Below are 26,477 nucleotides of genomic sequence, written 5' to 3' on the forward strand. Positions count from 1 at the left end.
CCCACCTTACGACGACGGGAACGGTCGTACGTCGATGAGCCCCCGCGCCGGCCTGCCCGGTCCCCACACTCTCGCCTTCGTCGAGAGCCCGGTACAACTGCTCAACGTGCTGGAGTGGGCGCACGCGCATGCGCCCGGCGTGGGGCTCACCCTCGTGGTGCTGTCCCCCCTCGACCCCATGACCCGCGGTCAGCTGCGCCGCATGGCCGAACTGGCACGCGACGAGGGCCACGAGGTCCGCTGGGAGGAGGCGCGGGGCGGAGCCGGCGCGCCGTTCCAGACGGTCGGCGGACTGACCGGCCCGCTGCGCCGCGCCACCCGGGTCGTCCTCGGCGACCCCTTCTCCCGCTACGTCCAGCTGCTGCTGACGATCACCCGGGCCCGTGAGGTCGTCGTCGTCGACGACGGCACCGCGACCATGGAGTTCGTCGGCCAGCTGGCCCGGGGCGAACGCCTGGTGCGCTGGCACCGCAAGGGCGGCCGCCCGGGCCCCCGCGAACTCGTCCTCGCCCCCGTGTCCGCCGCGGCCCGGCGCCGGCTCACCCCCGGTGCCAAGCGCACGGTGGAGGTCTTCACCGCCATGCCCATGGAGGACACCCCGCCCGGCGTCACCGTCACCGCCCACACCTTCGCCTGGACCCGCGAACGCTTCGGCCCGCCCCGTGTCACCCGGGGCGCCGACATGGTCGGCACATCACTGGTGGAGACCGGCGTGGTGGACGCCGACGCCTACCTGGAGGCCGTACGCGCCCTGGTCACCACGCACGGCGCGAAGCGCTACTTCGCCCACCGCCGGGAGAGCACGGAGAAACTCCACCGGCTCGCCGTCGAGACGGGCCTGGAGATCGTCCGCCCCGAGCTGCCGCTGGAGCTGATCGCCCGGCGCGGCCCCATCGGCGCCACCGTCCTCAGCTTCCCCTCCACGGTCGTCCACACCCTGCCCCTCGCTCTCGCCGGCACGGGCGTACGCGTCGCCGTCTGCGACATAGACCCCACCTGGCTCACCAGGAACGCCTCCCCCCGAGCCCAGGGCTTCCTCTCCAACGTCACCGACACCGCCAGATCCGCGCACCACCTCCGGACGGCCCCGGCGGTCTGAGCCGCGGGTGCCCCCGCGACGACGGCGGGCCATCCGCGTCCCCGGGTTCCGCCGAATGAACCCGTCCGCGTGGCTTGTGCCGATCGTGGTAACCGTGAGGAGTGGACGGGTGCCGGAATCACGGGCCGGAGTGTGATCGAGCTCATGTACCGGCAGGCCAACGGCCTATACCCTCATAAAAAGGAGGTGAGTGTACCCACCTCGTCATACGGCTATGCGTAGGGCAGCCAGATTTTCTCCCACCAACGGGCTGATTTTTCTTGATCGGGGGTCGGTGGACGGCTCCGGCGCCCTACCCTTCAAAGGGTGAAACCACTGATGTCACTGGAGTCCGAGATCGATCTGCCCGGAGGAGCGGTGCTCCCCGGCGCCCTGCCCGAGACCCTCCGCGCCGAACTCGTGGCCTTCCGACGCGATCTGCACATGCACCCGGAGCTCGGTCACCAGGAGTTCCGCACCACCGCGGCGATCAAGGAGCGTCTCGAGCAGGCCGGTCTGCGGCCGCGCGTGCTCTCCGGCGGCACCGGACTGATCTGTGACATCGGAACCGACGGCGAGGCCGGCACGGACGCGGCGCTGCTCGCCCTGCGCGCCGACATCGACGCCCTGCCCATCCCCGACATGAAGGCCGACTGCGCCTACCGCTCCACCGTGCCCGACCGCGCCCACGCCTGCGGCCACGACGTGCACACCACCGTCGTACTCGGCGCCGGACTGGTCCTCGCCGAACTGCACCGCCAGGGCCTGCTGCCCCGCCCCGTGCGGCTGGTCTTCCAGCCCGCCGAGGAGGTGCTGCCCGGCGGCGCGAACGAGGTCATCGAGGACGGCGGACTCGACGGTGTCGGCCGTATCCTCGCCGTGCACTGCGACCCCCGCGTCGACGCCGGCCGGATCGGACTGCGCCAGGGCCCCATCACCTCCGCCTGCGACCGGCTGGAGATCGCCCTCGACGGCCCCGGCGGCCACACCGCCCGCCCGCATCTGACCACCGACCTGGTCACCGCCGCCGCGCGGGTCGTCACCGACGTGCCCGCCCTGGTCGGCCGGCGTGTGGACAGCCGCAGCGGACTCGCGGTCACCTGGGGCAGGGTCGAGTCGGGCCACGCCCCCAACGTCATCCCGCAGCACGCCGAACTGTCCGGCACCGTGCGCTGCCTGGATCTGGAGACCTGGCGGCAGGCCCCCGACGTCGTGGTCGCCGCCATCGACGAGGTGGCCAACCTGCACCGCGCCAAGTCGGAGATCACCTACGTGCGCGGCGTCCCGCCGGTCGTCAACGAGGCCGGCGCCACGGAGCTGCTCCGCGACGCGATGACCGCCCGCCGCGGCGCGGACGCCGTGGAGGGCACCGAACAGAGCCTCGGCGGCGAGGACTTCTCCTGGTACCTGGAACGAGTCCCCGGCGCCATGGCCCGCCTCGGCGTCCGCCCCCCGGGCGAACGCACGGTCCGGGACCTCCACCAGGGCAACTTCGACGTGGACGAACACGCCATCACGGTAGGAGTGGAACTCTTCACGGCGGCGGCCCTCTTGGACGCCCTGCGCTAAACCAGCCCCTCCGGCAAAACTCAGCCCCTCCGGCAAAACTCAGCCCCTCCGGCGTTTGAGGAGCGGGGTCCGGGGCGGAGCCCCGGGGACGGGACGGGACGGGAAGGGGCGGCGGAGGCGAAAAAACCTCCCCCGCCCCCTGGCCCCACCCCCCCCCGCTTGCGCACCGCGCACACCAGAGGCACCGTGGCCTCGTACACCCCCGCGTCCCACACCACACCGCCAGGTTCGAACCCGTACGCCCCTCTGGTTCACAAGGACGTAACCAGCCACCGGCACGAATGGATAACGGCCCCGCCGAACCCCGTTCCCAGGAGTGTCTACGCGCGTTAATGTGCGCGCCGAACCCAGCGCCCACTGCGGGGCTTTGGAGAATGGGGAACTTCAGATGCGTCGGACATCCAAACTGATCCGCGTCGCGGTGGGCGTCGCCTCGCTCGCCCTCGCCGCCACCGCCTGCGGCGGCACGAGCAGCGACAGCGGCGGCGACAGCGACAGTTCCAAGGGGGACAAGGGCCTCGCCATCGCCTACGACATCGGCGGCAAGGGCGACCAGTCCTTCAACGACGCCGCGTACGCGGGCCTCACCAAGGCCAAGGACGAGTTCGGCTACACGACCGCCGACGTCGAGCCCACCGAGGGCGAGACCGACGCGGACAAGGAGCAGCGGCTGATCTCGCTGGCCCGCCAGGGCTACAACCCGGTCATCGGCGTCGGCTTCGCCTACGGCCCCGCGATGAAGGCCGTAGCCGCCAAGTACCCCAAGACCACCTTCGGCATCGTCGACTCCGTGGTCGAGGGCGACAACGTCGCCTCCCTGGTCTTCGCCGAGGAGCAGGCCTCCTACCTCGCCGGAGTCGCCGCCGCCAAGGCGACCAAGACCAAGACCGTCGGCTTCGTGGGCGGTGTGGACGTACCGCTGATCCACAAGTTCCAGGCCGGCTACGAGCAGGGCGTCAAGGCGACCGACCCCAAGGTCAAGGTCATCCCGCAGTATCTGACGCAGACCGCGGAGGAGGGCGGCTTCTCCAGCCCCGACAAGGGCAAGGCCGCCGCCGAGGGCCAGATCGAGAAGAACGCCGACGTCATCTACCAGGCGGCCGGTCTCTCCGGGCAGGGTGTCATCGAGGCCGCCGCCAAGGCCAAGGTCTGGGCCATCGGGGTCGACTCCGACCAGTACCAGCAGGAAGCCCTCGCCGCGTACAAGGACTACATCCTCACCTCCGCCCTCAAGGACGTCGGCGGCGCGGTGTACACGCTGGCCAAGTCGGTCCACGACGGCAAGCCGCTGACCGGCACCCAGGTCTTCGACCTCAAGGTGAACGGCGTCGGCCTGTCCGACAGCAACCCGAAGATGGCCGAGATCGCGGGTCTGACGGACGCCGTGGCGAAGGCCAAGGAAGGCATCATCGGCGGCTCGATCACGGTGAAGACGGAGTAACACGAGGCCGCACACAACGGAGCGGGCGGGCGTCCGGGAACGCCCGCCCGCTCCGCCGTTCCCACCCCCGCCCCGCTCACCCACCGCCACCCCCCGCTCGCACCCGGCAACCCCCGGCCCTCACCCGCCCCCGCCCAGGGCCTGTCGGGCGGATCATGCCGGAGACGCGGGGTCCGGCACGCACTCCCCCACTGCCTGAAGGGCGTGGGAGGTGCCCCCAGCCGCGTTGTCGTCGGTTGCCAGGGCTCCGCCCTGTCGCCCTCCTCCGCCTTGCGGCCGCACGCACCAGACCCCCCGCTCACCTGGGCTGCGAAGGCACCGCCGGCTGCCTCCGACGTGATCCGCCGGACAGGCCCTAGGCCACGGGCGCATAACAAGGTGGACAGAAGGGGTTTTCAGGCAGGTCTACGCGCGTTAATCTGCGGCAAAGCCAGCGCCGCAGCTGAACACGTCCCGGCGCTTGTACGACTAGGAGCACCACACATGCGCCGGATTTCCCGGATCACGGTCGCAGGCGCAGCGACCGCCTCCCTGGCCCTCGCGCTCTCCGCCTGCGGCGGCACCTCGACCTCCTCGGGCTCCTCGGAGTCCAAGGGGGACAAGGGCCTCGCCATCGCCTACGACGTCGGCGGCAAGGGCGACCAGTCCTTCAACGACGCCGCGTACGCGGGCCTCGAGCAGGCGAAGAAGGAATTCAAGTACGAGACGGCCGACGTCGAGCCCACCGACGGCGAGACCGACGCCGACAAGGAGCAGCGTCTGGTCTCGCTGGCGAAGCAGGGTTACAACCCGGTCGTCGGTGTCGGCTACGCGTACGCCGCCGCCGTGAAGGGTGCCGCGGAGAAGTTCCCGGACACCACCTTCGGCATCGTCGACGACGCCACGATCGAGGCGAAGAACGTCGCCGACCTGGTCTTCTCCGAGGAGCAGGCCTCCTACCTCGCCGGTGTCGCCGCCGCCAAGTCCACCAAGACCGACGTCGTCGGCTTCGTGGGCGGTGTGAACATCCCGCTCATCCACAAGTTCCGCGCGGGCTTCGAGCAGGGCGTGAAGGACACCGACCCCAAGGTCAAGGTCATCTCGCAGTTCCTGACGCAGACCGCGGAGGAGGGCGGCTTCTCCAGCCCCGACAAGGGCAAGAGCGCCGCCGAGGGCCAGATCGAGAAGAAGGCCGACGTCGTCTACGCGGCCGCCGGCCTGTCCGGCCAGGGCGTCATCGAGGCCGCCGCCGCCAACAAGGTGTGGGCGATCGGTGTCGACTCCGACCAGTACCAGCAGGAAGCCCTCGCCAAGTACAAGGACTCGATCCTCACCTCGGCGATGAAGGATGTCGCCAAGGCGGTGTACAACCTTGCGAAGTCGGTCGAGGACGGCACGCCCGCGACCGGTATCGTCAAGGGCGATCTGAAGACGGGTGAGGTGAGCCTGTCGAACTCCAACCCGAAGTTCGCGGACGACGCCGAGCTCCAGAAAGCCATCGAGACGGCCAAGGAGAAGATCACCGGCGGCGAGATCAAGGTCAAGTCGAGCTGAGGCACGTCACCCCCGAACAACCCGGGGTCGCGTTTCCGCTCGACGGGGTACGAGGAGCCCGGCTCCTCGTACCCCGTCGGTTCGGTGCGCCGCCCCTTTGTATGCCGTAGGGGCGCTACGCGCGTAGATGGCCCCCGTCCCCAGGAGAGTGCGTCATCAACGCGTCCAGCAGCCCTCCGGCCGGAGCGGCGGTCAACGATCCGGTGACCGCCGTCGAACTCGCCGGCATCACCAAGCGCTTCCCCGGTGTCGTCGCCAACCACGACATCCACCTCACCGTCCGCAAGGGCACCGTCCATGCCCTCGTCGGTGAGAACGGAGCCGGCAAGTCGACCCTGATGAAGATCCTCTACGGCATGCAGAAGCCGGACGAGGGCACCATCGCGATCCGCGGCGAGCAGGTCACCTTCTCCTCGCCCGCCGACGCCATCGTCCGCGGTATCGGCATGGTGCACCAGCACTTCATGCTCGCCGACAACCTGACCGTCCTCGAGAACGTCGTCCTCGGCAGCGAGAAGCTCCACGGCATCGGAGCGAAGGCCCGCCGCAGGATCAAGGAGCTCTCCGAGCGCTACGGCCTCGGCGTACGCCCCGACGTCCTGGTCGAGGAGCTCGGTGTCGCCGCCCGCCAGCGCGTGGAGATCCTCAAGGTCCTCTACCGCGGCGCCACCACCCTGATCCTCGACGAGCCCACCGCCGTCCTCGTCCCGCAGGAGGTCGACGCGCTCTTCGACAACCTGCGCGAGCTGAGGTCCGAGGGCCTGTCGGTCATCTTCATCTCCCACAAGCTGGGCGAGGTGCTCTCCGTCGCGGACGACATCACCGTCATCCGCCGCGGTACGACGGTCGGCACGGCCGTCCCCGCCGAGACGACCCCGCGCCAGCTCGCCGAGCTGATGGTCGGCAGCGAGCTGCCGACGCCGGAGACCGCGGAGTCCACGGTCACCGACCGCCCCGTCATCACCGTCGAGAAGCTGCGTCTGGCGGCCCCCGGCGGCAAGGCCCTGCTCGACGACATCACCTTCACCATCCACGCCGGCGAGGTCCTGGGCATCGCCGGCGTCGAGGGCAACGGCCAGACCGAACTGGTCGACGCCCTGATCGGACTTCGGCAGGGCGACTCCGGTGTGATCCGGCTGGACGACGAGGACATCACCGCCGTCCCCACCCGCAAGCGCCGCGAGCAGGGCATCGGCTACATCCCCGAGGACCGCCACCGCCACGGCCTGCTCCTGGAGGCCCCCCTCTGGGAGAACCGCATCCTCGGACACGTCACCGAGAAGCCCAACGCCAAGGGCGTATGGCTGGACCTCAAGGCCGCCCAGGAGGACACCCGCCGGATCGTGACGGAGTACGACGTCCGCACCCCCGGTATCGACGTCACCGCGGCCTCCCTCTCCGGAGGCAACCAGCAGAAGCTGATCGTCGGCCGCGAGATGAGCCACAAGCCGCGCTTCCTGATCGCCGCCCACCCCACCCGCGGTGTGGACGTCGGCGCGCAGGCCGCCATCTGGGACCACATCCGCGAGGCCCGCCGCGAGGGCCTGGCCGTGCTGCTGATCTCCGCCGACCTGGACGAGCTCATCGGCCTGTCCGACACCCTGCGGGTGATCTACGACGGCAGGCTGGTCGCGGACGCCGACCCGGCCACCGTCACCCCGGAGGAACTCGGTACGGCCATGACCGGCGCCGCCACCGGCCACCTGGAGCACGACGAGAACCCCGAGTCTCCGGAAGACGAGGCCCGCTGATGAAGAAGTTCGACAAGGAGCGCGTGCTCCTCGCGGTGGCCGGACCGGTCATCGCGCTCGCCGTGGCCTTCGTGCTCAGCGCGATCGTCCTGATCGCCTCCGGCAAGAACCCGGTCGAGCCGTTCGCCCTGATGTTCGAGCAGGCCGGTTTCTCCGACATCCAGGTCCTGATCATCAACCAGGCCTCGATGTACTACATCGCCGCCCTCGCGGTCGCCATCGGCTTCCGCATGAACCTGTTCAACATCGGTGTCGACGGCCAGTACCAGCTCGGCGCCTTCATGGCCGCCGTCGTCGGCGCCCACGCGAACCTGCCGGCGTTCCTCCAGGTCCCGCTGCTGCTGCTCACCGCCGTCCTCACCGGCGCCTTCTGGGCCGGCATCGCCGGTGTCCTCAAGGTCACCCGCGGCGTCAGCGAGGTCGTCGCCACGATCATGCTCAACGCGATCGCCACCTCGCTCATCGTCTACATGTGGAAGCCGGACGTCTTCGGCGTCAAGGTCGGCAACAACAGCACCACCGGCGAGATGCACGAGTCCGGCTGGATCCCCGGCATCGACATGGGCGACGCCGGCGAGATCTACGGCCTGGTGGTCCTCGCCGCCCTGCTCGGCATCGGCTACTGGGTCACCCTCAACCGCACCCGCTTCGGCTTCGACCTGCGTGCCTCCGGCGCCTCCGAGTCGGCCGCCTCCGCCAGCGGCGTCGACCCTCGGCGCATGGTCCTCACCGCCATGCTGATCTCCGGTGCCATCGCCGGTCTCGCGGGCCTGCCGATCCTCCTCGGCGACTCCCACACGTACAACCTCAACTTCCCCACCGGCATCGGCTTCCTCGGCATCGGCATCGCCCTGCTCGGCCGCAACAGCCCGGTCGGCATCGCCTTCGCGGCCCTCCTGTGGGCGTGGCTCGACAAGGCCAGCCCCGAGCTGGACTTCCACGGCTACGACAAGGAGATCGCGGTCATCATGCAGGGCCTGATCGTCCTCTCGGTCGTCGTCTCCTACGAGGCCGTCCGCGAGTGGGGCCTGCGCCGCCAGCAGCGCCGGGTCGGCGCCGAGCTCGCCGCCGGCAACGTCCTCGGCGCCCACAACACCACGAAGGAGGTGGCCGGCCGATGACCGCTCCGACCACAGCGACCGACGTCAACCAGCCGTCGCTGGAACACGCTCCGCCGACCGGCCGCCGCATGTCGTGGCCCGTCCTGCTCCTGGTCATCGCCGGAGCCCTCGCGCTGACGTCGATCGTCCGCCTCGTCACGGGCGCGGACGGCATCACCAACGTCAGCCAGATGTCCACCGCGCTCCAGCTCGCCGTCCCGATCGGCCTCGCCGGCCTCGGCGGTCTGTGGGCCGAGCGCGCGGGCGTCGTCAACATCGGCCTCGAAGGCATGATGATCCTGGGCACCTGGTTCGGCGCCTGGGCCGGATTCCAGTGGGGCCCGTGGACCGGCGTCCTCGTCGGCATCATCGGCGGCTGCCTCGGCGGACTGCTGCACGCCGTCGTCACGGTCACCTTCAACGTCAACCACATCGTCTCCGGTGTGGCCATCAACATCCTCGCCCTCGGCGCCACCCGCTACCTCGCCCCGCTCGCCTTCGAGGGCCACCAGGGCGGCTCCGCCAAGCAGTCCCCGGCGGTCGACTCCCTCGGCCACTTCACCGTGCCGGGACTCTCCGACGGGCTGAGCGACCTCAACGACAAGGGCTGGTTCTTCGTCTCCGACGTCGCGGGCCTGCTCGGCGGACTGGTCACCAACGTCTCCTGGCTGACCCTGATCGCCATCGCGCTCATCCCCGCGACCTGGTGGATCCTGTGGCGCACGGCCTTCGGCCTCCGGCTGCGCTCCTGCGGCGAGAACCCGATCGCCGCCGAGTCCCTCGGCGTCAACGTCTACAAGTACAAGTACCTCGCCGTGATCATCTCCGGCGGTCTGGCCGGCCTCGGCGGTGTCTTCCTCTCCATCGTGGCCAACCCGTTCTACCTGGAGGGCCAGACCTCGGGCCGCGGCTACATCGGCCTCGCCGCGATGATCTTCGGCAACTGGATGCCCGGCGGCCTCGCCATCGGCGCCGGCCTCTTCGGCTACACCGACAGCCTCAACCTCCGCGGCGGCTCGGCGAACGTGCACGCGCTGCTGCTCCTCGGCGCGCTGCTCCTCGTCATCGGCGCCATCTGGCTGGTGATCCGCAAGAAGTACGTCCAGGCCGTGATCACCCTGGTCATCGGCGTCCTCGTCTGGGCCTGGTACGCCGCCACCAACGAGGTTCCCAACCAGGTCGTCTCCGCCACGCCGTACGTCGTCACCCTCGTCGTCCTCGCCCTCTCCGCGCAGCGGCTGCGGATGCCGAAGGCGGACGGCATGCCGTACCGGAAGGGACAGGGCAAGTGACCGCCGCCGACGCCGACTGGGAGGCGCTGCGCGCCGTGGCCCGGGACGCCATGTCCCACGCCTACGCCCCCTACTCGGGGTACCCGGTCGGCGTCGCGGCCCTGGTCGACGACGGACGCACGGTCTCCGGCTGCAACGTCGAGAACGCCTCGTACGGACTCGGCCTGTGCGCCGAGTGCGGACTGGTCTCGGAGCTGCAGCGCACCGGGGGCGGCCGGCTCACGCACTTCACCTGCGTGGACGGCGCCGGCGAGATCCTCGTCCCGTGCGGCCGCTGCCGCCAACTGCTGTACGAGTTCGGCGGCCCCGGCCTGCTGCTCGAGACACCGGCGGGAATCCTGCCGCTGTCGGAGATGCTGCCGCAGGCCTTCGGGCCGCAGCACCTCACCAAGTAATGCCTCCGCGGCCCCTTCGCCCGACGGCCGTTACCGTCGGGCGGAGGGGCCGCACCCTTCGCACCTCCGGAAGGAACGCCAGCCATGGCCATGGACGCCATCTCCGTCATCCGCACCAAGCGGGACCGCGGCGAACTCAGCGACGAGCAGATCGACTGGGTCATCGACGCGTACACCCGCGGGGAGGTGGCCGACGAGCAGATGTCGGCCCTCGCTATGGCGATCCTCCTCAACGGCATGAACCGGGGCGAGATCGCCCGCTGGACCGCCGCGATGATCGCCTCCGGCGAGCGCATGGACTTCTCGTCCCTGTCCCGTCCCACCGCCGACAAGCACTCCACGGGCGGCGTCGGCGACAAGATCACCCTCCCGCTGGCCCCCCTGGTGGCGGCCTGCGGCGCGGCCGTCCCCCAGCTCTCCGGCCGCGGCCTCGGCCACACCGGAGGCACCCTCGACAAGCTGGAGTCCATCCCCGGCTGGCGCGCGCTGCTCTCCAACGAGGAGATGCTGAGCGTCCTCGACGGCACCGGGGCGGTCATCTGCGCGGCCGGTGACGGCCTCGCCCCCGCCGACAAGAAGCTCTACGCCCTCCGGGACGTCACGGGCACGGTCGAGGCGATCCCGCTGATCGCCTCCTCGATCATGTCGAAGAAGATCGCGGAGGGCACCGGCTGCCTGGTCCTGGACGTGAAGGTCGGTACCGGCGCCTTCATGAAGACCCTCGACGACGCCCGCGAACTCGCCCGCACGATGGTCGGCCTCGGCACCGGCGCCGGCGTGAAGACGGTCGCCCTCCTCACCGACATGTCCACCCCGCTCGGCCTGACCGCCGGCAACGCACTCGAGGTCCGCGAGTCGGTCGAGGTCCTGGCGGGCGGCGGCCCGGCGGACGTCGTCGAACTGACCCTCGCCCTCGCCCGCGAGATGCTGGACGCGGCCGGCCTGAAGGACGCCGACCCGGCGAAAGCGCTCGCCGACGGCTCCGCGATGGACGTCTGGCGCCGCATGATCACGGCCCAGGGCGGCGACCCGGACGCGGCACTGCCCACGTCGAAGGAACAGCACGTCGTCAAGGCCCCGGCCTCGGGCGTCCTGACCCGCGTGGACGCCTACGACATCGGCGTCGCCGCCTGGCGCCTCGGCGCGGGCCGCGCCCGCAAGGAGGACCCGGTCCAGGCGGGCGCGGGCGTGGAACTCCACGCCAGGCCCGGCGACCCGGTCCAGGAGGGCCAGCCCCTGCTGACCCTCCACACGGACACCCCGGAGCGCTTCGCCTACGCCCTCCAGTCGATCGAGGGCTCCTACGACATCGCCCCCGCCGGCACGGACTTCACGTCCACCCCGGTGGTGCTGGAACGTATCGCCTGACCTGGGGTTTCCCCATATGGGTGAACGGAACCGGTGGACCCTCACCGGTTCCGTTCGGCATGCTGTACTCGGTGACGCACCGATAGGAGACTCCGTCCTCCACCTTGAAGAAGGATTCGACTTCCTCGGGTTCAACATCAGGAGATACAGCGGGACTCTGCTGATCAAGCCGAGCAAGGCGGCTGTGAAGAGGGTCCGGGAACGGCTCCGCAGTGAAGTGATCGGCCTGCGAGGGGCGAACGCTGGAGCCGTGGTGAGGAGGCTCAACCCGATCATCAAGGGGTGGGCCACCTACTACCGGACGGTGGTGTCCAAGGAGACCTTCAAGTCCCTGGACTTCTACGTGTGGACGCTCACGCAGAAGTGGGTCAAGCACTCCCACCCGAACAAGCCGAAGAGCTGGCGACTGGCCAAGCACTACGGCGTCTTCAACTCGACCCGGAAGGACCAGTGGGTCTTCGGTGACCGGGACACCGGCACCTACCTCTACAAGTTCAACTGGACCAGGATCGTCCGGCACGTGATCGTCAAGGAAGGCAACTCACCTGACGATCCATCGCTGGCCGAGTACTGGGCGAACCGCCGACGCAAAAGGATGCCCGGGACCGCCGACAGGTGGACCATCACCCTCGCATCCCGTCAGAAGGGGATCTGCCCGCTGTGTGAACAGCCCCTGATCCTCGATGCCGAGTACACACCGGACAACCCGCGCGAGTGGGCCGCGTGGTTCTCGGCATCGATGAAGCCGCTGCACAAGCACCACTTCATCTACCGGCGCGACGGCGGCTCGGACGAGCGGACGAATCTTCGCCTCGTACACGCCGACTGCCATCGCCAGCACCATGCCGGCGACCACAGAAGGGCCAAGCAAGATGACCGACCCGCGTGACTCCAGGGGCCCGCTTGAGCCGGATGCGGTGAACAGCCGCACGTCCGGTTCTGAGGGGGCCGGAGGGCGGCAACGCCCTCCGGCTACCCGACTGAGCGCACTCACCGTGAGCCAGGACGCCGACCGGAGCTGGGACGACCTCGTCCGGTTCTGGGAGGAGATGGAATGGCCCGAGGGCAGCAAGGTGGAGATCATTGAGGGGATCATCACCGTGTCACCTGCTCCCGCGTACCGTCACAACTTGATCGCGGACAGCATTCAGCGTCGCCTCTACTCGGTGATTCCACCGGACTGGGGAATTTTTCAGACGCTGGCGATCGCCGTGCCCTCGCGGATGGGCATGCTGGTTCCGGATCTTGTGGTGGCCCCAAGGCGAGACCACACGGAATCGGACACCCACATTCCCGCCGCCCTCGCCGAGCTGGTCGTCGAGGTCACCTCCAAGTCCAATGCCCGCGACGACCGCGTCAGCAAGCCCGCTGCGTATGCCGCCGCAGGCATTCCCCTGTACCTCCTCGTCGACCGCTGGGCCACCGACGGCCCGACCGCGACGCTCTACGGCGAACCGCGGGGGACGTCTACCGACCCCTGAGCACCGCGAAATTCGGCGAGCCGATCAAGCTCCCCGCCCCCTTCGACCTCGTGATCGACACCGCGGAGTTCCCGGGAGCCTGACTCAACCCAGCAGCGCCGCAACGACCACGAGTACCGGTACCGACAGGACCGTGGACACCAGGATCGCCTCGCGGGCCAGTTTCTCCCCCACCCGGTAGCTGCTCGCGTAGGTGAAGAGGTTCTGGGCGGCCGGGAGGGCCGAGGTGACCACCACGTCCAGGAGATGGGCGCCCCGCAGGCCGAAGACACCCACCGCCAGGGCCCAGGCGGCCAGCGGCTGGCCCACCGCCTTCAGCGCCACGGCGAGCAGCACCACCCCGCGGTCGCCGCCCCGCAGCGGCAGCGTGCTGCCGCGCAGCGAGATGCCGAAGGCGAGGAGTACGGCGGGGACGGCCATGTTGCCGATCAGGGTCACCGGGTCCCAGACCGGCCCCGGTATCTCGATCCCGGCCGCCGACACCGCCACCCCCGCCAGTGACCCCACCGCGATCGGATTGCGCAACGGGGTCAGCAGCCGGCGCCACAGCGGCTGCTTCTCGCCCGCCGTCGACAGGTCGAGGATCGTCAGCGCGACCGGCGTGACCCCGACCAGTTGAAAGAGCAGCACGGGCGCCACCAGCGAGGCGTCGCCCAGGACGTACACGGCGATCGGGATGCCGAGGTTGCCGGAGTTGACGTAGCTGGAGCACAGGGCGCCGATGGTGGTGCGGCCCACACCCCAGCGGCGTACGACACCCACCGCGACGAAGACGCCCGCCACCGCCGCCGTGCTCAGCGCCGTGACCAGGAGACGGCTGGAGAACACCACCGACAGGTCGGCCCGTGCCAGCGTGGTGAAGAGCAGGGCCGGGGACGCCACATGGAACGCCAGTTTCGTCAGCACCTCGCGGCCCTGTGCGCCGAGATGCCCCCGGCGGCCGATGACGTAGCCGACGCCGATGACGACGGCGATCACCAGGGAGCCGCTCAGCACCCCCTGCACAGCGGCTCCTCGCGGTGGCGAAGGGCATCGGAGACCGGGGGCGGGGATGATCTATGGCGCATACACCCAACCCTCCGGGGACGGATGCGCCCAGGTCAAGGTGATCCCTACGGCCCGGCCCCCGGCGCGATGAGTTACCCGCCCTCGCCCGGTCTACCGATCGTGGACGCCATGACACCGCCCGTACTCGTGCTCGCCGGCCCCCTTGTCTCCCGGGACGAGGTGAGCGGGCCCTGCGACGCTCTGCGGGCGCTGCTGGACGCCGGCGGCGGGGGCTCGGGGGGTGTCGTCGTGTGCGATGTGGCCGGGCTGGGCCCGGCCGGTCTCGCCACCGTGAACCTGCTCGCCCGGCTCCAGCTCACCGCCCGCCGGGCCGGCGGCCGGATACGGCTGCGGGACCCCTCCCCGGCGCTATGCGTCCTGCTCGACCTGGTCGGCCTCCGCTTCGAGATGGAGGGGCAGCCCGAACAGCGGGAACCACCGCTTGGTGTCGAGGAAGCAGTGGAACCCGGTGATCCGGCCGTCTGAGATCTCCAGCACCTGGACCGCCCAGGGCAGATAGCCGCCGGCCTCCGGGTCGGGCTTGTACTGGGCGAACCCCGGCAGCCCGTTGACCTCCACCGGTATCAGCCGGGAGTTCGCGCAGGGCGCGCCCAGCGTCGTCATGAAGCCCGTGATGTCGTCGACGCCGGTCAGCCACAGGTCGAACGGCGGCATCGTCATGATGGCGTCCTCGTGCAGCAGCGTGGTCAGCGCCGACATGTCGTACCCCTCGAACGCGGCCACATAGCGCTCCAGCAGCTTCTGCTGCTCCTCGTCCAGCGGGTCGGATACCGACGCGTCCTCGCCCGGCTGCCGACGCTCCGCCAGCGTCGCCCGGGCCCGCTGGAGCGCGCTGTTCACCGAAGCGACCGAGGTGCCGAGCAGTTCGGCGACCTCGCTCGCCTTCCAGGCCAGCACCTCCCGGAGGATCAGCACCGCTCGCTGCTTGGCCGGCAGTTGCTGCAGCGCGGCCATGAACGCCAGCCGCACCGACTCCTTGGCGACCGCCGCCTCCGCCGGGTCGGCGGGGGCGGGCAGCACGCGGGCGTCGGGCATCGGCTCCAGCCAGGTGTGGTCCGGGCGGGGCGACAGCGCGGCCCGGGCCAGCGGGGTGGACTCGGTCAGGTCCATCGGGCGGGCCCGCTTGTTGCCCGCCGTCAGCATGTCGAGGCATACGTTGGTCGCGATGCGGTACAGCCAGGAGCGGAGGCTGGAGCGGCCCTCGAACTTGTCGTAGCTGCGCCAGGCGCGGATCATCGTGTCCTGCACCGCGTCCTCCGCCTCGAAGGAGGAGCCGAGCATTCGGTAGCAGTAACCGGTCAGTTCGACCCGGTACTGCTCGAGCCTGGTGTCCAGGTCGGTCTCGGTCGTCATCGTCCACCCACCCCATGTGGTGTCGTAGCGGTCCACCACTCCGGAAGCTACCCCAGCCCACTGACAACGGCCCGCCGTACGAACGACCGCGCAGGTCAGGCGAGATTCCGGCCCTTCCGGCGTTCGAGGAGCGGGGTCCGGGGCGGAGCACCGGGTTCGGGACGGGAAGGGGCGGCGGGGGCGGAAAAGACGGCTCAAGCCGCCGCCCGCACCACACCCGCCCGCGCAGCAGCCCGCGTCCCCGCCAGAGTGATCCCCGCAACCCCCGCCACAGCCACCAGCCCGACGGCCACCGTCCCGCCCCAGCCCCCCGCGTGGAACGCGACCGCCCCCACCGTGCTCCCCACACTCGACCCCACGTAATACGCCGACTGATACAGCGCGGACGCCTGTGCCCGCCCCACCGTCGCCGTCTTCCCCACCGCCGACGACGCCACCGCATGCCCCGCGAAGAACCCCCCGGTGATCAGCACCAGCCCCAGCAGCACCACCGGCAACGACTCCGCCAGCGACAGCACCAGCCCCGCCGCGGTCGTCCCACCGCCCGCGTACAGCGCACCCCGGCGCCCCAGCCGCCCCACCAGCCGCCCGGCGGCCGACGCCGACACCGTGCCCACCAGATACACCAGGAAGATCGAACCGACGATCCCCTGCGGCAACGAGAACGGCGCCGACGTCAGCCGGTACCCGATCACCGTGTACACCCCGCCGAACACCGTCATGAACAGCGCGCCGATCGCGTACAGCCGCCGCAGCAGCGGATGGGAGAGATGCTCGCGCACGGTCCGCACCAGCACACCCGGCCGCAGCGAACCCGCCCGGAAGTGCCGCGGCGCCGGCAGCAGCAGCCGGAAGGCGACCGCGCACGCCACCGCGACCACACCGATCACCCCGACGGCGACCCGCCAGCCCCACTCCTGCGCCACCCAGCCGGTGATCACCCGGCCGCTCATCCCGCCGACACTGTTACCGGCGACGAACAGCCCGATCGCCGTCACCAGCGCCTTCGGCGTGACCTCCTCCGCGAGATACGCGGTCGCCGACGCCGGAAGCCCGGCCAGCGCCGCACCCTGCAGTGCCCGCAGTACCACCAGCGCGCCCAGCGACGGCGCGAACGGCACCAGCAGTCCGAGGGTCACCGCGACGGCCAGGGACGCCGTCATGACCGTACGCCGTCCAAAACGTTCCGACAGCGCGCTCATCGGCAGGACGAACAGCGCCAGCCCACCCGTGGCCCCCGCCACCGTCCAGCTCGCGTCACTCGCGCTCACGGCGAAGTCGCCGGAGATCAGCGGCAGCAGGGCCTGGGTGGAGTACAGGAGCGCGAAGGTCGCGACGCCCGCGAGGAACAGGGCCAGACTCATCCGGCGGTAGCCGGGCCCGCCCGGGGACATCCGGGTCTCGGAGACGGGCTGGGCAGAAGAGGTCGAGGGAACGGCTGTGACGGCGTCCACACTGGTGGACGCCCCGGTACTGGCGGGAGTCATGCCTCGAAGTTACGTACGCCCCCGCTGATCCGTCCAATGCATGGAATCGCCATAATCGTTCCCATGGTGCATCAGCAGAGGTCACAGAGTCGGCTGTCACAGACCGGTGACACACAAGACACGGACGACATGTCGAGGCTGCTCGCACCCCGCCTCGCCTACTTCGCCGGTGTCGCCCGCACCGAGCACGTCACCCGGGCCGCCCAGGAGATGCAGGTCCCGCAGTCGACCCTGTCCCGCGCGATGGTCCGCCTCGAACAGGACCTGGGTGTCGAACTGTTCGCCCGCCACGGCCGTACGGTCTCCCTCACCCCGGCCGGCCGCACCTTCCTCACCTCCGTCGAACGCGCGCTCGCGGAGATCGAGCGGGCCGCCGACGAGGTCCGCGCCGACGCCGACCCCGCCACCGGCAAGGTCGCCTTCGGCTTTCTGCACACCATGGGCGCCGAGACCGTACCCGGCCTGCTGCACGCCTTCCGCGCCGATCATCCGCGCATCCGCTTCAGTCTCGTCCAGAACTACGGCGAGGCCATGCTGGAACGCCTGCGCGCGGGCGAACTCGACCTGTGCCTGACCTCCCCGGTGCCCGACGCCCCGGACCTCGTCGCCCGCCGCCTCGACGAGCAGAAGCTGCGCCTGGTCGTCCCCGTCGACCACCGCCTCGCCGCCCGCCGCCGTATCCGCCTCGCCGAGGCCGCGGACGAGACCTTCGTGACCCTGGAACCCGGCTACGGTCTCCGCCGCATCACCGACGACCTCTGCGCCCAGGCCGGCTTCAAACCCCGTATCGCCTTCGAGGGCGAGGAAGCCGAGACCCTCCGCGGCCTGGTGGCAGCAGGCCTGGGCGTGGCCCTCCTCCCCCCACCGGCCTTCCCCCGCCCAGGAGTGGCGGAACTGACGGTCACAGCCCCCAGGGCGGCAAGGGAGATCGGCGTGGCATGGCTGGCCGGCCACCCGGACACACCCCCGGTAGCGGCCTTCAAGAAGTTCCTGCTGAGCAAGAGAGGCACCCTGCTCCCGACCTGAGGGGGCGGCTTGTTCCCGACTCAAGGAGGAGTCACTCGTCGTCGGCGCAGGGGCGACTCACCTGGGGGCGCGGGGCTGTATCGCTATGCGGCTCCGCCGCGCGGGCGCGACCAGCCCCCACCGGCCCGCAGCCGCGCAACGACACACCCCACCCGGCGCTAGCGCCGCAAGGACTCCCCGAACCCCGCGGCCAGCGGCATCCGCAACCCCAACGGCGGAGGCGCGGCCAGCGCATCCTGCACCGGCCGGGAGAACGCCCGCCCGAACAGCGCCCCCATCACGAAGTCCTCCGCCAGCGCCAGCACTTCCCCCCGGTACTGACTCAACCCGTGCCCGTCCGCATGGACTTCGAACCGGCACACCTCCCGGTTCGCCTTCTTCGCCCGAGCCGCCAGCCGGAACGACAGTTCAGGATCACTGCGCGCGTCGTTCGTACCGTGCACGATCATCACCCGCCGCCCCGCGAGCTGCTTCACCGGTTCGGGTGGCACCGCCACATCCTCCTCCGGCAGCCAGGGGGCCAGCGCCAGCACGGAGTTGACGGCCTCGTGGCCCGCCGCGCGGAGCGCCGCCCGGCCGCCCATGCCGACTCCGGCGAGGCAGACGGGGACATCGCCGTAGCGTCGTACGGCCTCGTCGGCGGCCCACGCGGCATCGCGCGCGAGATGCGCCTCGCTGCCGTTCCAGCCCCGGTAGCGGTAGTGGACGGCATGGGCCGCCAGGCTCTGGTCCCGGCCCGCGCGGGTGAGCCGGCGTCCGAGAGCGCGTACGGAGGCTGCCGCCAGCATGGCCGACGGTCTGCGGCCGGAGACCTCCTCACCGCTCGGGAGCAGCAGAACCACTCCGCTCACCGCCAACGGCTCCGGGCCGTGCGCCCTCCCCAGCCGGGCCGTGCGGACCGGCATCGCTTCCTGTGCCATGACAGAACATTCTCAGAAGTGCGGGTGTACTCCACCCGGCCGTGCGATCACTGTTACGTATCGGCGCCCGCGCCCGCCCGGTGATCTACGCGCGTAGGAGTTAGAGTGCGGAAATGACGAGCCAGACCATCGCGAACACCCCGACGACGGAGCAGATCCGCCGGGCGCCCAAGGTTCTGCTGCACGACCATCTCGACGGCGGCCTGCGTCCCGCCACGATCGTCGAACTCGCCCGTGAGAACGGCTACGACCAGCTCCCGGAGACCGACCCGGAGAAGCTCGGCGTCTGGTTCCGGGAGGCCGCCGACTCGGGTTCCCTGGAGCGGTACCTGGAGACCTTCTCCCACACCGTCGGGGTCATGCAGACCCGCGACGCGCTCGTCCGGGTCGCCGCCGAGTGTGCCGAGGACCTCGCCGAGGACGGTGTCGTCTACGCCGAGGTGCGCTACGCCCCGGAGCAGCACCTCACGGGCGGGCTCACCCTCGAGGAGGTCGTCGAGGCGGTCAACGAGGGCTTCCGGCTGGGGGAGCGGCGCGCGAAGGGGAACGGCCGCCGCATCCGGGTCGGCGCCCTGCTCACCGCGATGCGGCACGCCGCCCGCGCCCTGGAGATCGCCGAACTCGCCAACCGCTACCGGGATCTGGGCGTCGTCGGCTTCGACATCGCGGGCGCCGAGGCCGGTTACCCGCCCACCCGGCACCTCGACGCCTTCGAGTATCTGAAGCGGGAGAACAACCACTTCACGATCCACGCCGGTGAGGCGTTCGGACTGCCGTCCATCTGGCAGGCCCTGCAGTGGTGCGGCGCCGACCGGTTGGGGCACGGGGTGCGCATCATCGACGACATCCGGGTCCGCGACGACGGCACGGTGGAACTCGGCCGGCTCGCCTCCTACGTCCGGGACAAGCGGATCCCACTGGAACTGTGCCCCAGTTCCAATCTACAGACCGGGGCGGCGGCCTCCTACGCCGAGCATCCCATCGGGCTGCTGCGCCGGCTGCACTTCCGGGCGACGGTGAACACGGACAACCGGCTGATGTCCCACACCACCATGAGCCGGGAATTCGAGCACCTGGTCGACGCATTCGGTTACACGCTCGACGACATGCAGTGGTTCTCCGTCAATGCGATGAAATCAGCGTTCATTCCTTTCGATGAACGACTGGCCATGATCAATGACGTCGTCAAGCCCGGTTATGCCGAGCTGAAATCCGAATGGCTGTTCCGTCAGACCGTCTCCACCAGCGACTCTACGGCGGCGGAGGGCTGAGGGCGGCTTTCACGGGAAAACGGGAAGGCGGCCGTCGTTCACATTTCGTCCGCATTTCGCTGTTTGCGGCGGAGAGCGGCGGTGATTACGGTCTCAGCACCGCTCACATCCCCGTATCCCATTTCGAGGACGCATTTACATGAAGCAGTCTGCTGCCAAGACCCTCGGTGTCGCCGCTCTGGGTGCCGCCTTCGCCGCCGCCGGGGCCGGCGCCGCCAACGCCGCCCCGGCCCTCCCGGACGCCGCCCCGGCACTGGACACCGTCACCCAGGCCGTACCGGCGGAGAAGGTGACCACCGCGCTGCCCGAGTCGGAGAACGCGCTGGCGGCGGGCCAGGAGCTGGCGAGCCCCGCCGCACCGGCCACCGGTCTGCTCGGCGGCCTGCCGCTGCAGAACCTGCCCACCCAGGGCGTCACCCTCAACGGAGCCCCGCTCGGCGCCTGACCGGCCGCACCGCACCGTACCGACGGGGCGCGACCCGGAAACCGGGCCGCGCCCCGTCGGCGTACGCGCCGGAGACGGTGCTACGGCGTCACCAGGCGGCCGCCCGTGTCTTGTCCTCCGAGGGCAAGAGGATCCACAGCGCTATGTACAGCAGGAACTGCGGCCCGGGCAGCAGACACGACAGCAGGAAGATCACCCGCATCGTGGACGCGGAGGTGCCGAAACGCCGGGCCAGCGCGGCGCACACTCCGCCGATCATGCGGTCGTGGGTGGGGCGTGCGAGGCTGCTCATGACTGCTCCCTGGTGGACGGTGCGAGGCCTCCCGACCGGCTGCCTCTCTACCCTCCACGTTACGGAGACGAAGGGGGCAAAGCGTCGCTCCATGGGGCGATCCCGACCCTGGGAATCGTCGGGGTCCTACCCTGAGCCGGCTCCTCCGGAAGAAGGGCCCTGCCGGACCGACGTACCACCCGGCGGCGCAGCCAGGCACGGCCCGCGGGCACCACCGCCGCGTGCGCGAGCGCCGCGCCCGCCGTGTTCAGCAGCAGCGAGTCGACGTCCACGACCTGCCCCGGCACCGCCGTCTGCAGCATCTCGATCGCCAGCGACACCAGCGCGGTCGCCGTCATGGTGCGGATCAGCGAACCCAGCCGCGACACGGTCAGCCGGCCCCCGGCCATCGGCAGCAGCACGCCCAGCGGCGCGAGCAGCACCAGACCCTCACCGAGCCGGCGGATTCCCGTCCGCCATCCCTGCGCGAAGTCGCCGCGGATGCCGTCCAGCGGCCGCAGACTGGCGGGCATCACCCAGGGGACGTCCAGGGGGCGCAGCGTGTACCAGGCGACGAACGCGAGATACACGGCCAGGAGGACACCTCCTGCCACATGGATACGGGTCGCGGCGGATCCGCCGATGAAGCCTTGACGCTGCACGACCCCCTAGACGCGGCGTTCGGCACGATCGGTTCCGGGATGTCACCCGTTCACCGTATGAGGCATGCGCCACAGCGGGCGCTCACTCGTCGGTGACCTCGGAGGACGGCGGCTCCCCGGCGTCCGGACTCGACCGGACCTCGTCCGTGCACCGGTAGCGGCGCGGCCGGGTGTCGTCGGGGCCGCCCAGGATCACCGAGCCGTCCCCCTCGGCCGCCGCCGAGTCGGAGAACGTGCACACGATCTGCGCCAGCCCGGCGGGCGTGAGGCTCCCCGGCGCCGTGCTCAGCCGCAGTGTGTCCTCCGGATCACCGGAGCGCGGACCGCTCACGGCCGTCCCGCTGCGCACCCGCGTGCTGTACCCGGCTTGCTCCTCGGCGGCCGACGGCTTCTGCGAGAGCTCGTCCAGCAGCCCCTGAGCCACCACGGCCCGCCGCGAGTCCGCCGCCCCCTCCGGCACCCGCACCGTCCGGTCGACGGCCACCAGCGAGGACCCGCACAGCAGGAACACCTGAACCGGCAGCCCCCGCTGCGCCTGCGTCGTCACCTCCGGCGTGGCCGGTGAGCAGCGGGCCCGTGACGGTGCCGGACCGAAGTCGGTCGGCACCTCCGTGGCCCGTATCCCGCACCCGGCGAGCAGCGCCGCCAGCGCCCCCACCGCGAGCGGTCCGCGCGCACGCCGTACAGCAGTCCCTAGGTTCATCAGGCGTCCCCCTCGGCGCCCTCGTCCCCGACGTCGCCGGTTTTCTCCGAAGCGTCCCGCGCGGACACGTCCCGCGGCAGCCGCAGCGTGAACACCGCGCCGCCCTCCGGGGAGTTGGCCGCGGTGATCTCGCCGCCGTGGATATGGGCGTTCTCCAGCGCGATGGACAGACCCAGACCGCTGCCCTCCGAACGCGGCCGGGAGGCACTCGCCTTGTAGAAGCGGTCGAAGACGTGCGGCAGGACCTCCTCCGGGATGCCCGGCCCGTGGTCCCGCACCTCGATGACCAACGCGTCCCCGTCCCCGTTCCCGTCCCCGGTGTCGTCCGTGTCGTCGACCCGTACCGCCACCCGTACCGGCGACCCGCCGTGCTTGAGCGCGTTGCCGATGAGGTTCGCGAGGATCACATCGAGCCTGCGCGGGTCGATCCGTGCGTGGATGCCGCGTTCGGCGTCCAGGTCGACCGCGTCCAGCCAGGCCCGCGCGTCGATGCAGGCGGTGATCTGGTCGGCGATGTCGACGTCGTCGAGGACCAGCCGGGCGGTGCCCGCGTCGAAGCGGGTGACCTCCATCAGGTTCTCCACCAGGTCGTTCAGCCGCCGGGTCTCGCTCACCACCAGCCGTACCGCGGGCTCGATCATCGGATCGAATCCGCCGTTCTCGAACTCCAGCTCCTCTTCCAGCACTTCGGTCACGGCCGTGATCGCGGTCAGTGGCGTACGCAGCTCATGGCTCATGTCGGCCACGAACCGCCGGGACGCCTCGTCACGGCCGGCCATGTCCGCCACCCGTTTCTCCAGCGCCTCGGCCGCCTTGTTGAACGTCCGTGACAGATCCGCGAGTTCATCGGTGCCGGAGACCCTGAGCCGGGTGTCCAGCTTCCCCTCGCCGAGCCGCCGCGCGGCCACCCCGAGCCGCTGCACCGGCTTCAGCACCGTCGTGGCCGCCGCGTGCGCGAGCAGCGCGGAACCTATCAGCGCCAGACCGGTGGCGATCCCCAGCGACCAGGCCAGCGAGTTGAGGTCCTTCGCCTCCGGCTCCAGCGACTTCAGCATGTAGCCGGTCGGCCCGCCGCCGATCAGCCGCGTCCCCGCCACCAGATACGGGGTGCCGTCGTCGACGATCCGCTGCCAGTACAGATGGTGCGGATACTTGTTCGTCGACGTGATCTCCTGCCGCTCGGTCACCGCCTCACGCAGCGACGCCGGCACGTCCTTCAGCGAGAAGCCGTTCAGCCCGCCCGAACTGCCGTACACCGTCCGCCCGTCGGGGTTCTCGGCGACCAGCAGCACGGTGAAGCGCTGACTACTGGTGGCCATCTGGCCCGCCGTACGCTGCAGTTCGTCCTGCGTCGGACGCTCGGGCAGCGTGCCCGCCCGGTTGCGCATCTCCTGCTCGAAGTCGCGCAGCACCGCGTCCTGGGTACGTGTCAGCACCGACTCGCGGTTCAGCCAGTACGCGATACCGGACGCGGACACCGCAGCCGTGAGCGCGACCAGCCCGAACACCACGACCAGGCGCAGCCGCAGGCTGGTGAAGCGCAGCCGTGACCAGACTCCCTTGCGCGCCGCGGACCAGCCGCGGCTTCCCCCCTGGTGCTCCTGTGTCACTGAGGCGGGTCCAGCCGGTAGCCGACACCGCGCACGGTACGGATCAGGGTCGGGGACGACGGCACGTCCTCGACCTTGGCGCGCAGCCGCTGCACACACGCGTCCACCAGTCGGGAGTCGCCCAGGTAGTCGTGCTCCCACACCAGCCGCAGCAACTGCTGCCGGGACAGCGCCTGTCCCGGCCGCCGGCTCAGCTCGAGCAGCAGCCGCAGCTCGGTCGGGGTGAGCTGCAGATCCTCGCCGTTCTTCGTCACCGTCATCGCGGAACGGTCGATGACGAGGCTGCCGAAGGTCGCCGAGTCACTGGACTCGCGCTCCCCGCGCCGCAGCACCGCCCGGATCCGGGCGTCCAGCACCCGCCCCTGCACCGGTTTGACGACATAGTCGTCGGCGCCGGACTCCAGCCCGACCACCACGTCGATGTCGTCGGTGCGCGCGGTCAGCAGGATGATCGGCAACTGGTCCGTGCGCCGGATGCGCCGGCACACCTCGAACCCGTCGATGCCGGGCAGCATCACATCCAGCACGATCAGATCCGGCCGCTGCTCACGCAGCAGCTTCAGACCGTCCTCACCACTGGCAGCGGTCGCCACCCGATGGCCCTGGCGCGTCAGTGAGAGCTCCAGGGCCGTGCGGATGGCGTCGTCGTCCTCGATCAGCAACAGGGAAGGCACGCACTCATTCTGGCCCATGAAGGCCTCCCTGTTCGACCCGTGGGCGACAGATGCCCATGGGGACCCCATACATGCCGATTCATGCACGGACGCGTGTGAAGGATCTGTGGTGCCACGGTGGCCGACCCCTGTGACACGCCTGTGACAGTCGGCTGACACGGCCATGAAGGTCCACCGGCAAGCTTCTCGGCACAAGCACAACAGCGGAGCAGAACACCGGAAGTCCACGACGGGGGGCGCGAGATGAACACGCTGCACGGCACCAGCTCCAGCGCAGTGATCACGCGACTGCACGACGTGCACCGGGGTTCCGAGAAGTCCGGTGCGGCGGGCATGCGGGGGTGCGCCCGCGGCACCGGGCGTCAGCACACCACGATCATGGCGGTGGTTGACGCACCCACGGGGGAGACGAACGGGGGGAGCGCGTACGGGGAGGGCTCGGGGGAGCGCCGCTCGCTGTCGGAGGCGGAGTTCACCGCCTACGTCCAGGAGCGCCGCGCCTCCCTGTACGCCACCGCCTACCACCTGACCGGCGACCGTTTCGAGGCCGAGGACCTGCTGCAGAGCGCGCTGTTCTCGACCTACCGGGCGTGGGACCGGATCAGCGACAAGGCCGCGGTCGGCGGATACCTCCGCCGCACCATGACCAACCTGCACATCAGCGCGTGGCGCCGCCGCAAGCTGAACGAGTACCCGACCGAGGAACTGCCGGAGACGGCCGGTGACACGGACGCGATGCGCGGCACCGAGCTGCGTACGGTCCTGTGGCAGGCCCTGGCCCGGCTGCCCGAGCTCCAGCGCACGATGCTGGTGCTGCGCTACTACGAGGGCCGCACGGACCCGGAGATCGCCGACATCCTCGGCATCAGTGTCGGCACGGTGAAGTCCAGCATCTGGCGGTCGCTCCGCCGGCTGCGCGAGGACGAGGTCCTCAGCTTCGGCCGTGACGAGGAGAACGCCTTCGGGGAGCTTGTCGCCTGAGGGTTACGGGGGAGTCGCGGGGGTGTCGGGGGACGTCGCCGTGGCAAAGCGGGGGAGTCGCGGGGATGTCGGGGGACGCCACCGTGACGATCGGGGGAGAACGCGGGGGTGTCGGGGGACGCCGTCGTGGCAAGCGGGGGAGCGCAAGGGGGTCACGGGGGACCTCCGCCGATCCGGGGGGCAGGAAGGATCGGGGAACCACGGGGGAATGCGAAACAGCGGGACTGGAAGGGCCGGGGGGCCCGCCCAGTCCCGCCTTTCGTGTGCGCGGAGCGCTCGCTACACCGCCGTACTCGCACTGCTCCCCATCGCCGAACGCCCGGCGACCGCCGCCTTCGCGAGACGGCCCAGCGCCTCGTCGCGGTCACAGGCGTACGCGCCCAGCGCCGTCTGACGGGCGACGATCGACCGCTCCAGCCGCATCAGCCGCCAGCCCCGGCGCAACAGGAACGGCACCGACTTGCGGCCCTCCCGCAGATCCCGCAGGAACCGCCGCCGGAACGTCCGCAGCGGCCCCCGGCTCAGACACAGCGCGTCGGCCAGCAGCCCCCGTTCACGGCACCGCTCGACGATCTCGGCGGCGAAGACACCCTCGGCGATGAACAGCGGGGTACCGCCGATGTCGACGGTGGTCTCCCCGGTACGGGCGCTCAGCGAGAGGTCGTAGACGGGCACCGGCGTACGACGGGAGCGGCACAGCCGCTCGATCGCGGTGACGGCGATGTCCGCGTCCCAGGAGCCGGGGTGGTCCCAGTCGATGTCGGAACTGCCCGCCACCAGGGGGAGGGTCGGGTCGTCGCCCTCCTTGTAGAAGTCGTCGAGACGCAGCACGGGCAGACCGGAACGGGCCGCGACGAGGGACTTGCCGGAGCCGGAGGGGCCGCAGAGCAGCACGACTCGCGCGGGGAGGGGCGACTGGGAACTCACAGGACACCAGTCTGAGGCATCATCCGGGCGGCGTAGACCCGGCGGTACGGCTTTGAAGCGCGCATCACACG

At 70.5% G+C, this 26,477-nt stretch carries 25 protein-coding genes and 1 pseudogene; 16 read left to right on the forward strand and 10 right to left on the reverse strand.

Going from position 1 to position 26,477, the window contains the following annotated elements:
• Nucleotides 1-34 precede the first annotated feature (34 nt).
• From ACGFR9_RS05580 to ACGFR9_RS05630, 11 genes and pseudogenes are all read left to right on the forward strand, one after another.
• Nucleotides 35-1,099, forward strand: a complete 1,065-nt coding sequence (locus tag ACGFR9_RS05580) for a hypothetical protein (protein WP_393203207.1) — start codon at nt 35-37, stop codon at nt 1,097-1,099.
• 318 nt (nt 1,100-1,417) lie between these two features.
• Entirely contained in the window at nt 1,418-2,647 is a 1,230-nt protein-coding gene (locus ACGFR9_RS05585) for a M20 family metallopeptidase (protein ID WP_311648917.1), read from the forward strand.
• 388 nt (nt 2,648-3,035) lie between these two features.
• A complete protein-coding gene (locus ACGFR9_RS05590) occupies nt 3,036-4,088 on the forward strand; it encodes a BMP family protein (RefSeq protein WP_393203209.1) in 1,053 nt (350 codons plus the stop codon).
• A gap of 483 nt (nt 4,089-4,571) precedes the next feature.
• Entirely contained in the window at nt 4,572-5,621 is a 1,050-nt protein-coding gene (locus ACGFR9_RS05595; protein WP_393203211.1) for a BMP family protein, read from the forward strand.
• Nucleotides 5,622-5,824: 203 nt separating this feature from the next.
• A complete protein-coding gene (locus ACGFR9_RS05600) occupies nt 5,825-7,372 on the forward strand; it encodes an ABC transporter ATP-binding protein (protein ID WP_393203213.1) in 1,548 nt (515 codons plus the stop codon).
• Nucleotides 7,372-8,493: an ABC transporter permease gene (locus ACGFR9_RS05605; RefSeq protein WP_393203215.1), complete on the forward strand. Its 1,122-nt coding sequence runs from the start codon at nt 7,372-7,374 to the stop codon at nt 8,491-8,493. The genes ACGFR9_RS05600 and ACGFR9_RS05605 overlap by 1 nt, the downstream gene beginning before the upstream one ends.
• The gene (locus ACGFR9_RS05610) at nt 8,490-9,764 is read left to right on the forward strand and encodes an ABC transporter permease (protein ID WP_393203217.1); all 1,275 of its coding nucleotides are present in this window, start codon (nt 8,490-8,492) and stop codon (nt 9,762-9,764) included. Before ACGFR9_RS05605 ends, ACGFR9_RS05610 begins: the two co-directional genes overlap by 4 nt.
• A complete protein-coding gene (locus tag ACGFR9_RS05615; RefSeq protein WP_030220713.1) occupies nt 9,761-10,159 on the forward strand; it encodes a cytidine deaminase in 399 nt (132 codons plus the stop codon). The genes ACGFR9_RS05610 and ACGFR9_RS05615 overlap by 4 nt, the downstream gene beginning before the upstream one ends.
• Before the next feature lie 90 nt (nt 10,160-10,249).
• A complete protein-coding gene (locus ACGFR9_RS05620; RefSeq protein ID WP_393203997.1) occupies nt 10,250-11,527 on the forward strand; it encodes a thymidine phosphorylase in 1,278 nt (425 codons plus the stop codon).
• A gap of 16 nt (nt 11,528-11,543) precedes the next feature.
• Nucleotides 11,544-12,416 (forward strand): group II intron maturase-specific domain-containing protein, encoded by an 873-nt coding sequence (locus ACGFR9_RS05625; RefSeq protein WP_393203219.1) that lies wholly within the window; start codon nt 11,544-11,546, stop codon nt 12,414-12,416.
• Between the two features lie 91 nt (nt 12,417-12,507).
• Nucleotides 12,508-13,091, forward strand: a pseudogene (locus ACGFR9_RS05630) (Uma2 family endonuclease).
• 1 nt (nt 13,092) lies between these two features.
• Here ACGFR9_RS05630 and ACGFR9_RS05635 read toward each other — a convergent pair.
• Nucleotides 13,093-14,013, reverse strand: coding sequence for an AEC family transporter (locus tag ACGFR9_RS05635; RefSeq protein WP_393203221.1), 921 nt, complete (start codon nt 14,011-14,013; stop codon nt 13,093-13,095).
• A gap of 129 nt (nt 14,014-14,142) precedes the next feature.
• Here ACGFR9_RS05635 and ACGFR9_RS05640 point away from each other — a divergent pair, with 129 nt between their 5' ends.
• On the forward strand, nt 14,143-14,541 hold the full coding sequence (locus tag ACGFR9_RS05640; protein WP_393203999.1) for an STAS domain-containing protein: 399 nt from the start codon (nt 14,143-14,145) through the stop codon (nt 14,539-14,541).
• Here ACGFR9_RS05640 and ACGFR9_RS05645 read toward each other — a convergent pair.
• The gene (locus ACGFR9_RS05645; protein WP_393203223.1) at nt 14,425-15,429 is read right to left on the reverse strand and encodes a sigma-70 family RNA polymerase sigma factor; all 1,005 of its coding nucleotides are present in this window, start codon (nt 15,427-15,429) and stop codon (nt 14,425-14,427) included. The genes ACGFR9_RS05640 and ACGFR9_RS05645 overlap by 117 nt on opposite strands.
• A 194-nt stretch (nt 15,430-15,623) precedes the next feature.
• Nucleotides 15,624-16,916 carry an MFS transporter gene (locus ACGFR9_RS05650; protein WP_393203225.1) on the reverse strand — a complete coding sequence of 431 codons (1,293 nt, stop codon included), beginning with the start codon at nt 16,914-16,916 and terminating at the stop codon, nt 15,624-15,626.
• A 63-nt stretch (nt 16,917-16,979) separates the two neighbouring features.
• Between ACGFR9_RS05650 and ACGFR9_RS05655 the strand changes: the two genes are divergently transcribed.
• Complete coding sequence (locus tag ACGFR9_RS05655) at nt 16,980-17,942, forward strand: LysR substrate-binding domain-containing protein (protein WP_393203227.1); 963 nt, start codon at nt 16,980-16,982, stop codon at nt 17,940-17,942.
• Nucleotides 17,943-18,100: 158 nt separating this feature from the next.
• On the opposite strand, the gene ACGFR9_RS05660 is transcribed toward ACGFR9_RS05655, so the two are convergent.
• A complete protein-coding gene (locus ACGFR9_RS05660) occupies nt 18,101-18,862 on the reverse strand; it encodes an alpha/beta hydrolase (RefSeq protein WP_393203229.1) in 762 nt (253 codons plus the stop codon).
• Nucleotides 18,863-18,975: 113 nt separating this feature from the next.
• Between ACGFR9_RS05660 and ACGFR9_RS05665 the strand changes: the two genes are divergently transcribed.
• On the forward strand, nt 18,976-20,133 hold the full coding sequence (locus tag ACGFR9_RS05665) for an adenosine deaminase (RefSeq protein ID WP_393203231.1): 1,158 nt from the start codon (nt 18,976-18,978) through the stop codon (nt 20,131-20,133).
• A 139-nt stretch (nt 20,134-20,272) separates the two neighbouring features.
• Nucleotides 20,273-20,578 carry an ATP-binding protein gene (locus tag ACGFR9_RS05670; RefSeq protein WP_393203233.1) on the forward strand — a complete coding sequence of 102 codons (306 nt, stop codon included), beginning with the start codon at nt 20,273-20,275 and terminating at the stop codon, nt 20,576-20,578.
• Nucleotides 20,579-20,666: 88 nt separating this feature from the next.
• Here the strand turns inward: ACGFR9_RS05670 and ACGFR9_RS05675 are convergent, their stop codons facing one another.
• From ACGFR9_RS05675 to afsQ1, 5 genes are all read right to left on the reverse strand, one after another.
• A complete protein-coding gene (locus ACGFR9_RS05675) occupies nt 20,667-20,870 on the reverse strand; it encodes a PspC domain-containing protein (protein WP_030220683.1) in 204 nt (67 codons plus the stop codon).
• Nucleotides 20,871-20,929: 59 nt separating this feature from the next.
• The gene (locus tag ACGFR9_RS05680) at nt 20,930-21,511 is read right to left on the reverse strand and encodes a VanZ family protein (RefSeq protein WP_393203235.1); all 582 of its coding nucleotides are present in this window, start codon (nt 21,509-21,511) and stop codon (nt 20,930-20,932) included.
• An 82-nt stretch (nt 21,512-21,593) separates the two neighbouring features.
• Entirely contained in the window at nt 21,594-22,214 is a 621-nt protein-coding gene (locus tag ACGFR9_RS05685) for a hypothetical protein (protein WP_393203237.1), read from the reverse strand.
• Nucleotides 22,214-23,824, reverse strand: a complete 1,611-nt coding sequence (locus tag ACGFR9_RS05690; RefSeq protein WP_393203239.1) for an ATP-binding protein — start codon at nt 23,822-23,824, stop codon at nt 22,214-22,216. Before ACGFR9_RS05690 ends, ACGFR9_RS05685 begins: the two co-directional genes overlap by 1 nt.
• Nucleotides 23,821-24,498 carry a two-component system response regulator AfsQ1 gene (gene afsQ1 / locus ACGFR9_RS05695; RefSeq protein ID WP_158713693.1) on the reverse strand — a complete coding sequence of 226 codons (678 nt, stop codon included), beginning with the start codon at nt 24,496-24,498 and terminating at the stop codon, nt 23,821-23,823. Before afsQ1 ends, ACGFR9_RS05690 begins: the two co-directional genes overlap by 4 nt.
• Nucleotides 24,499-24,741: 243 nt before the next feature.
• Here afsQ1 and ACGFR9_RS05700 point away from each other — a divergent pair, with 243 nt between their 5' ends.
• On the forward strand, nt 24,742-25,479 hold the full coding sequence (locus tag ACGFR9_RS05700) for a SigE family RNA polymerase sigma factor (protein ID WP_030220668.1): 738 nt from the start codon (nt 24,742-24,744) through the stop codon (nt 25,477-25,479).
• A 279-nt stretch (nt 25,480-25,758) separates the two neighbouring features.
• Here ACGFR9_RS05700 and ACGFR9_RS05705 read toward each other — a convergent pair whose 3' ends face one another.
• The gene (locus tag ACGFR9_RS05705; RefSeq protein ID WP_393203241.1) at nt 25,759-26,406 is read right to left on the reverse strand and encodes a uridine kinase; all 648 of its coding nucleotides are present in this window, start codon (nt 26,404-26,406) and stop codon (nt 25,759-25,761) included.
• Between the last annotated feature and the right edge of the window lie 71 nt (nt 26,407-26,477).

The organism is Streptomyces sp. NPDC048584, from assembly GCF_043199595.1.
Taxonomy (GTDB): Bacteria; Actinomycetota; Actinomycetes; order Streptomycetales; family Streptomycetaceae; genus Streptomyces; species Streptomyces edwardsiae.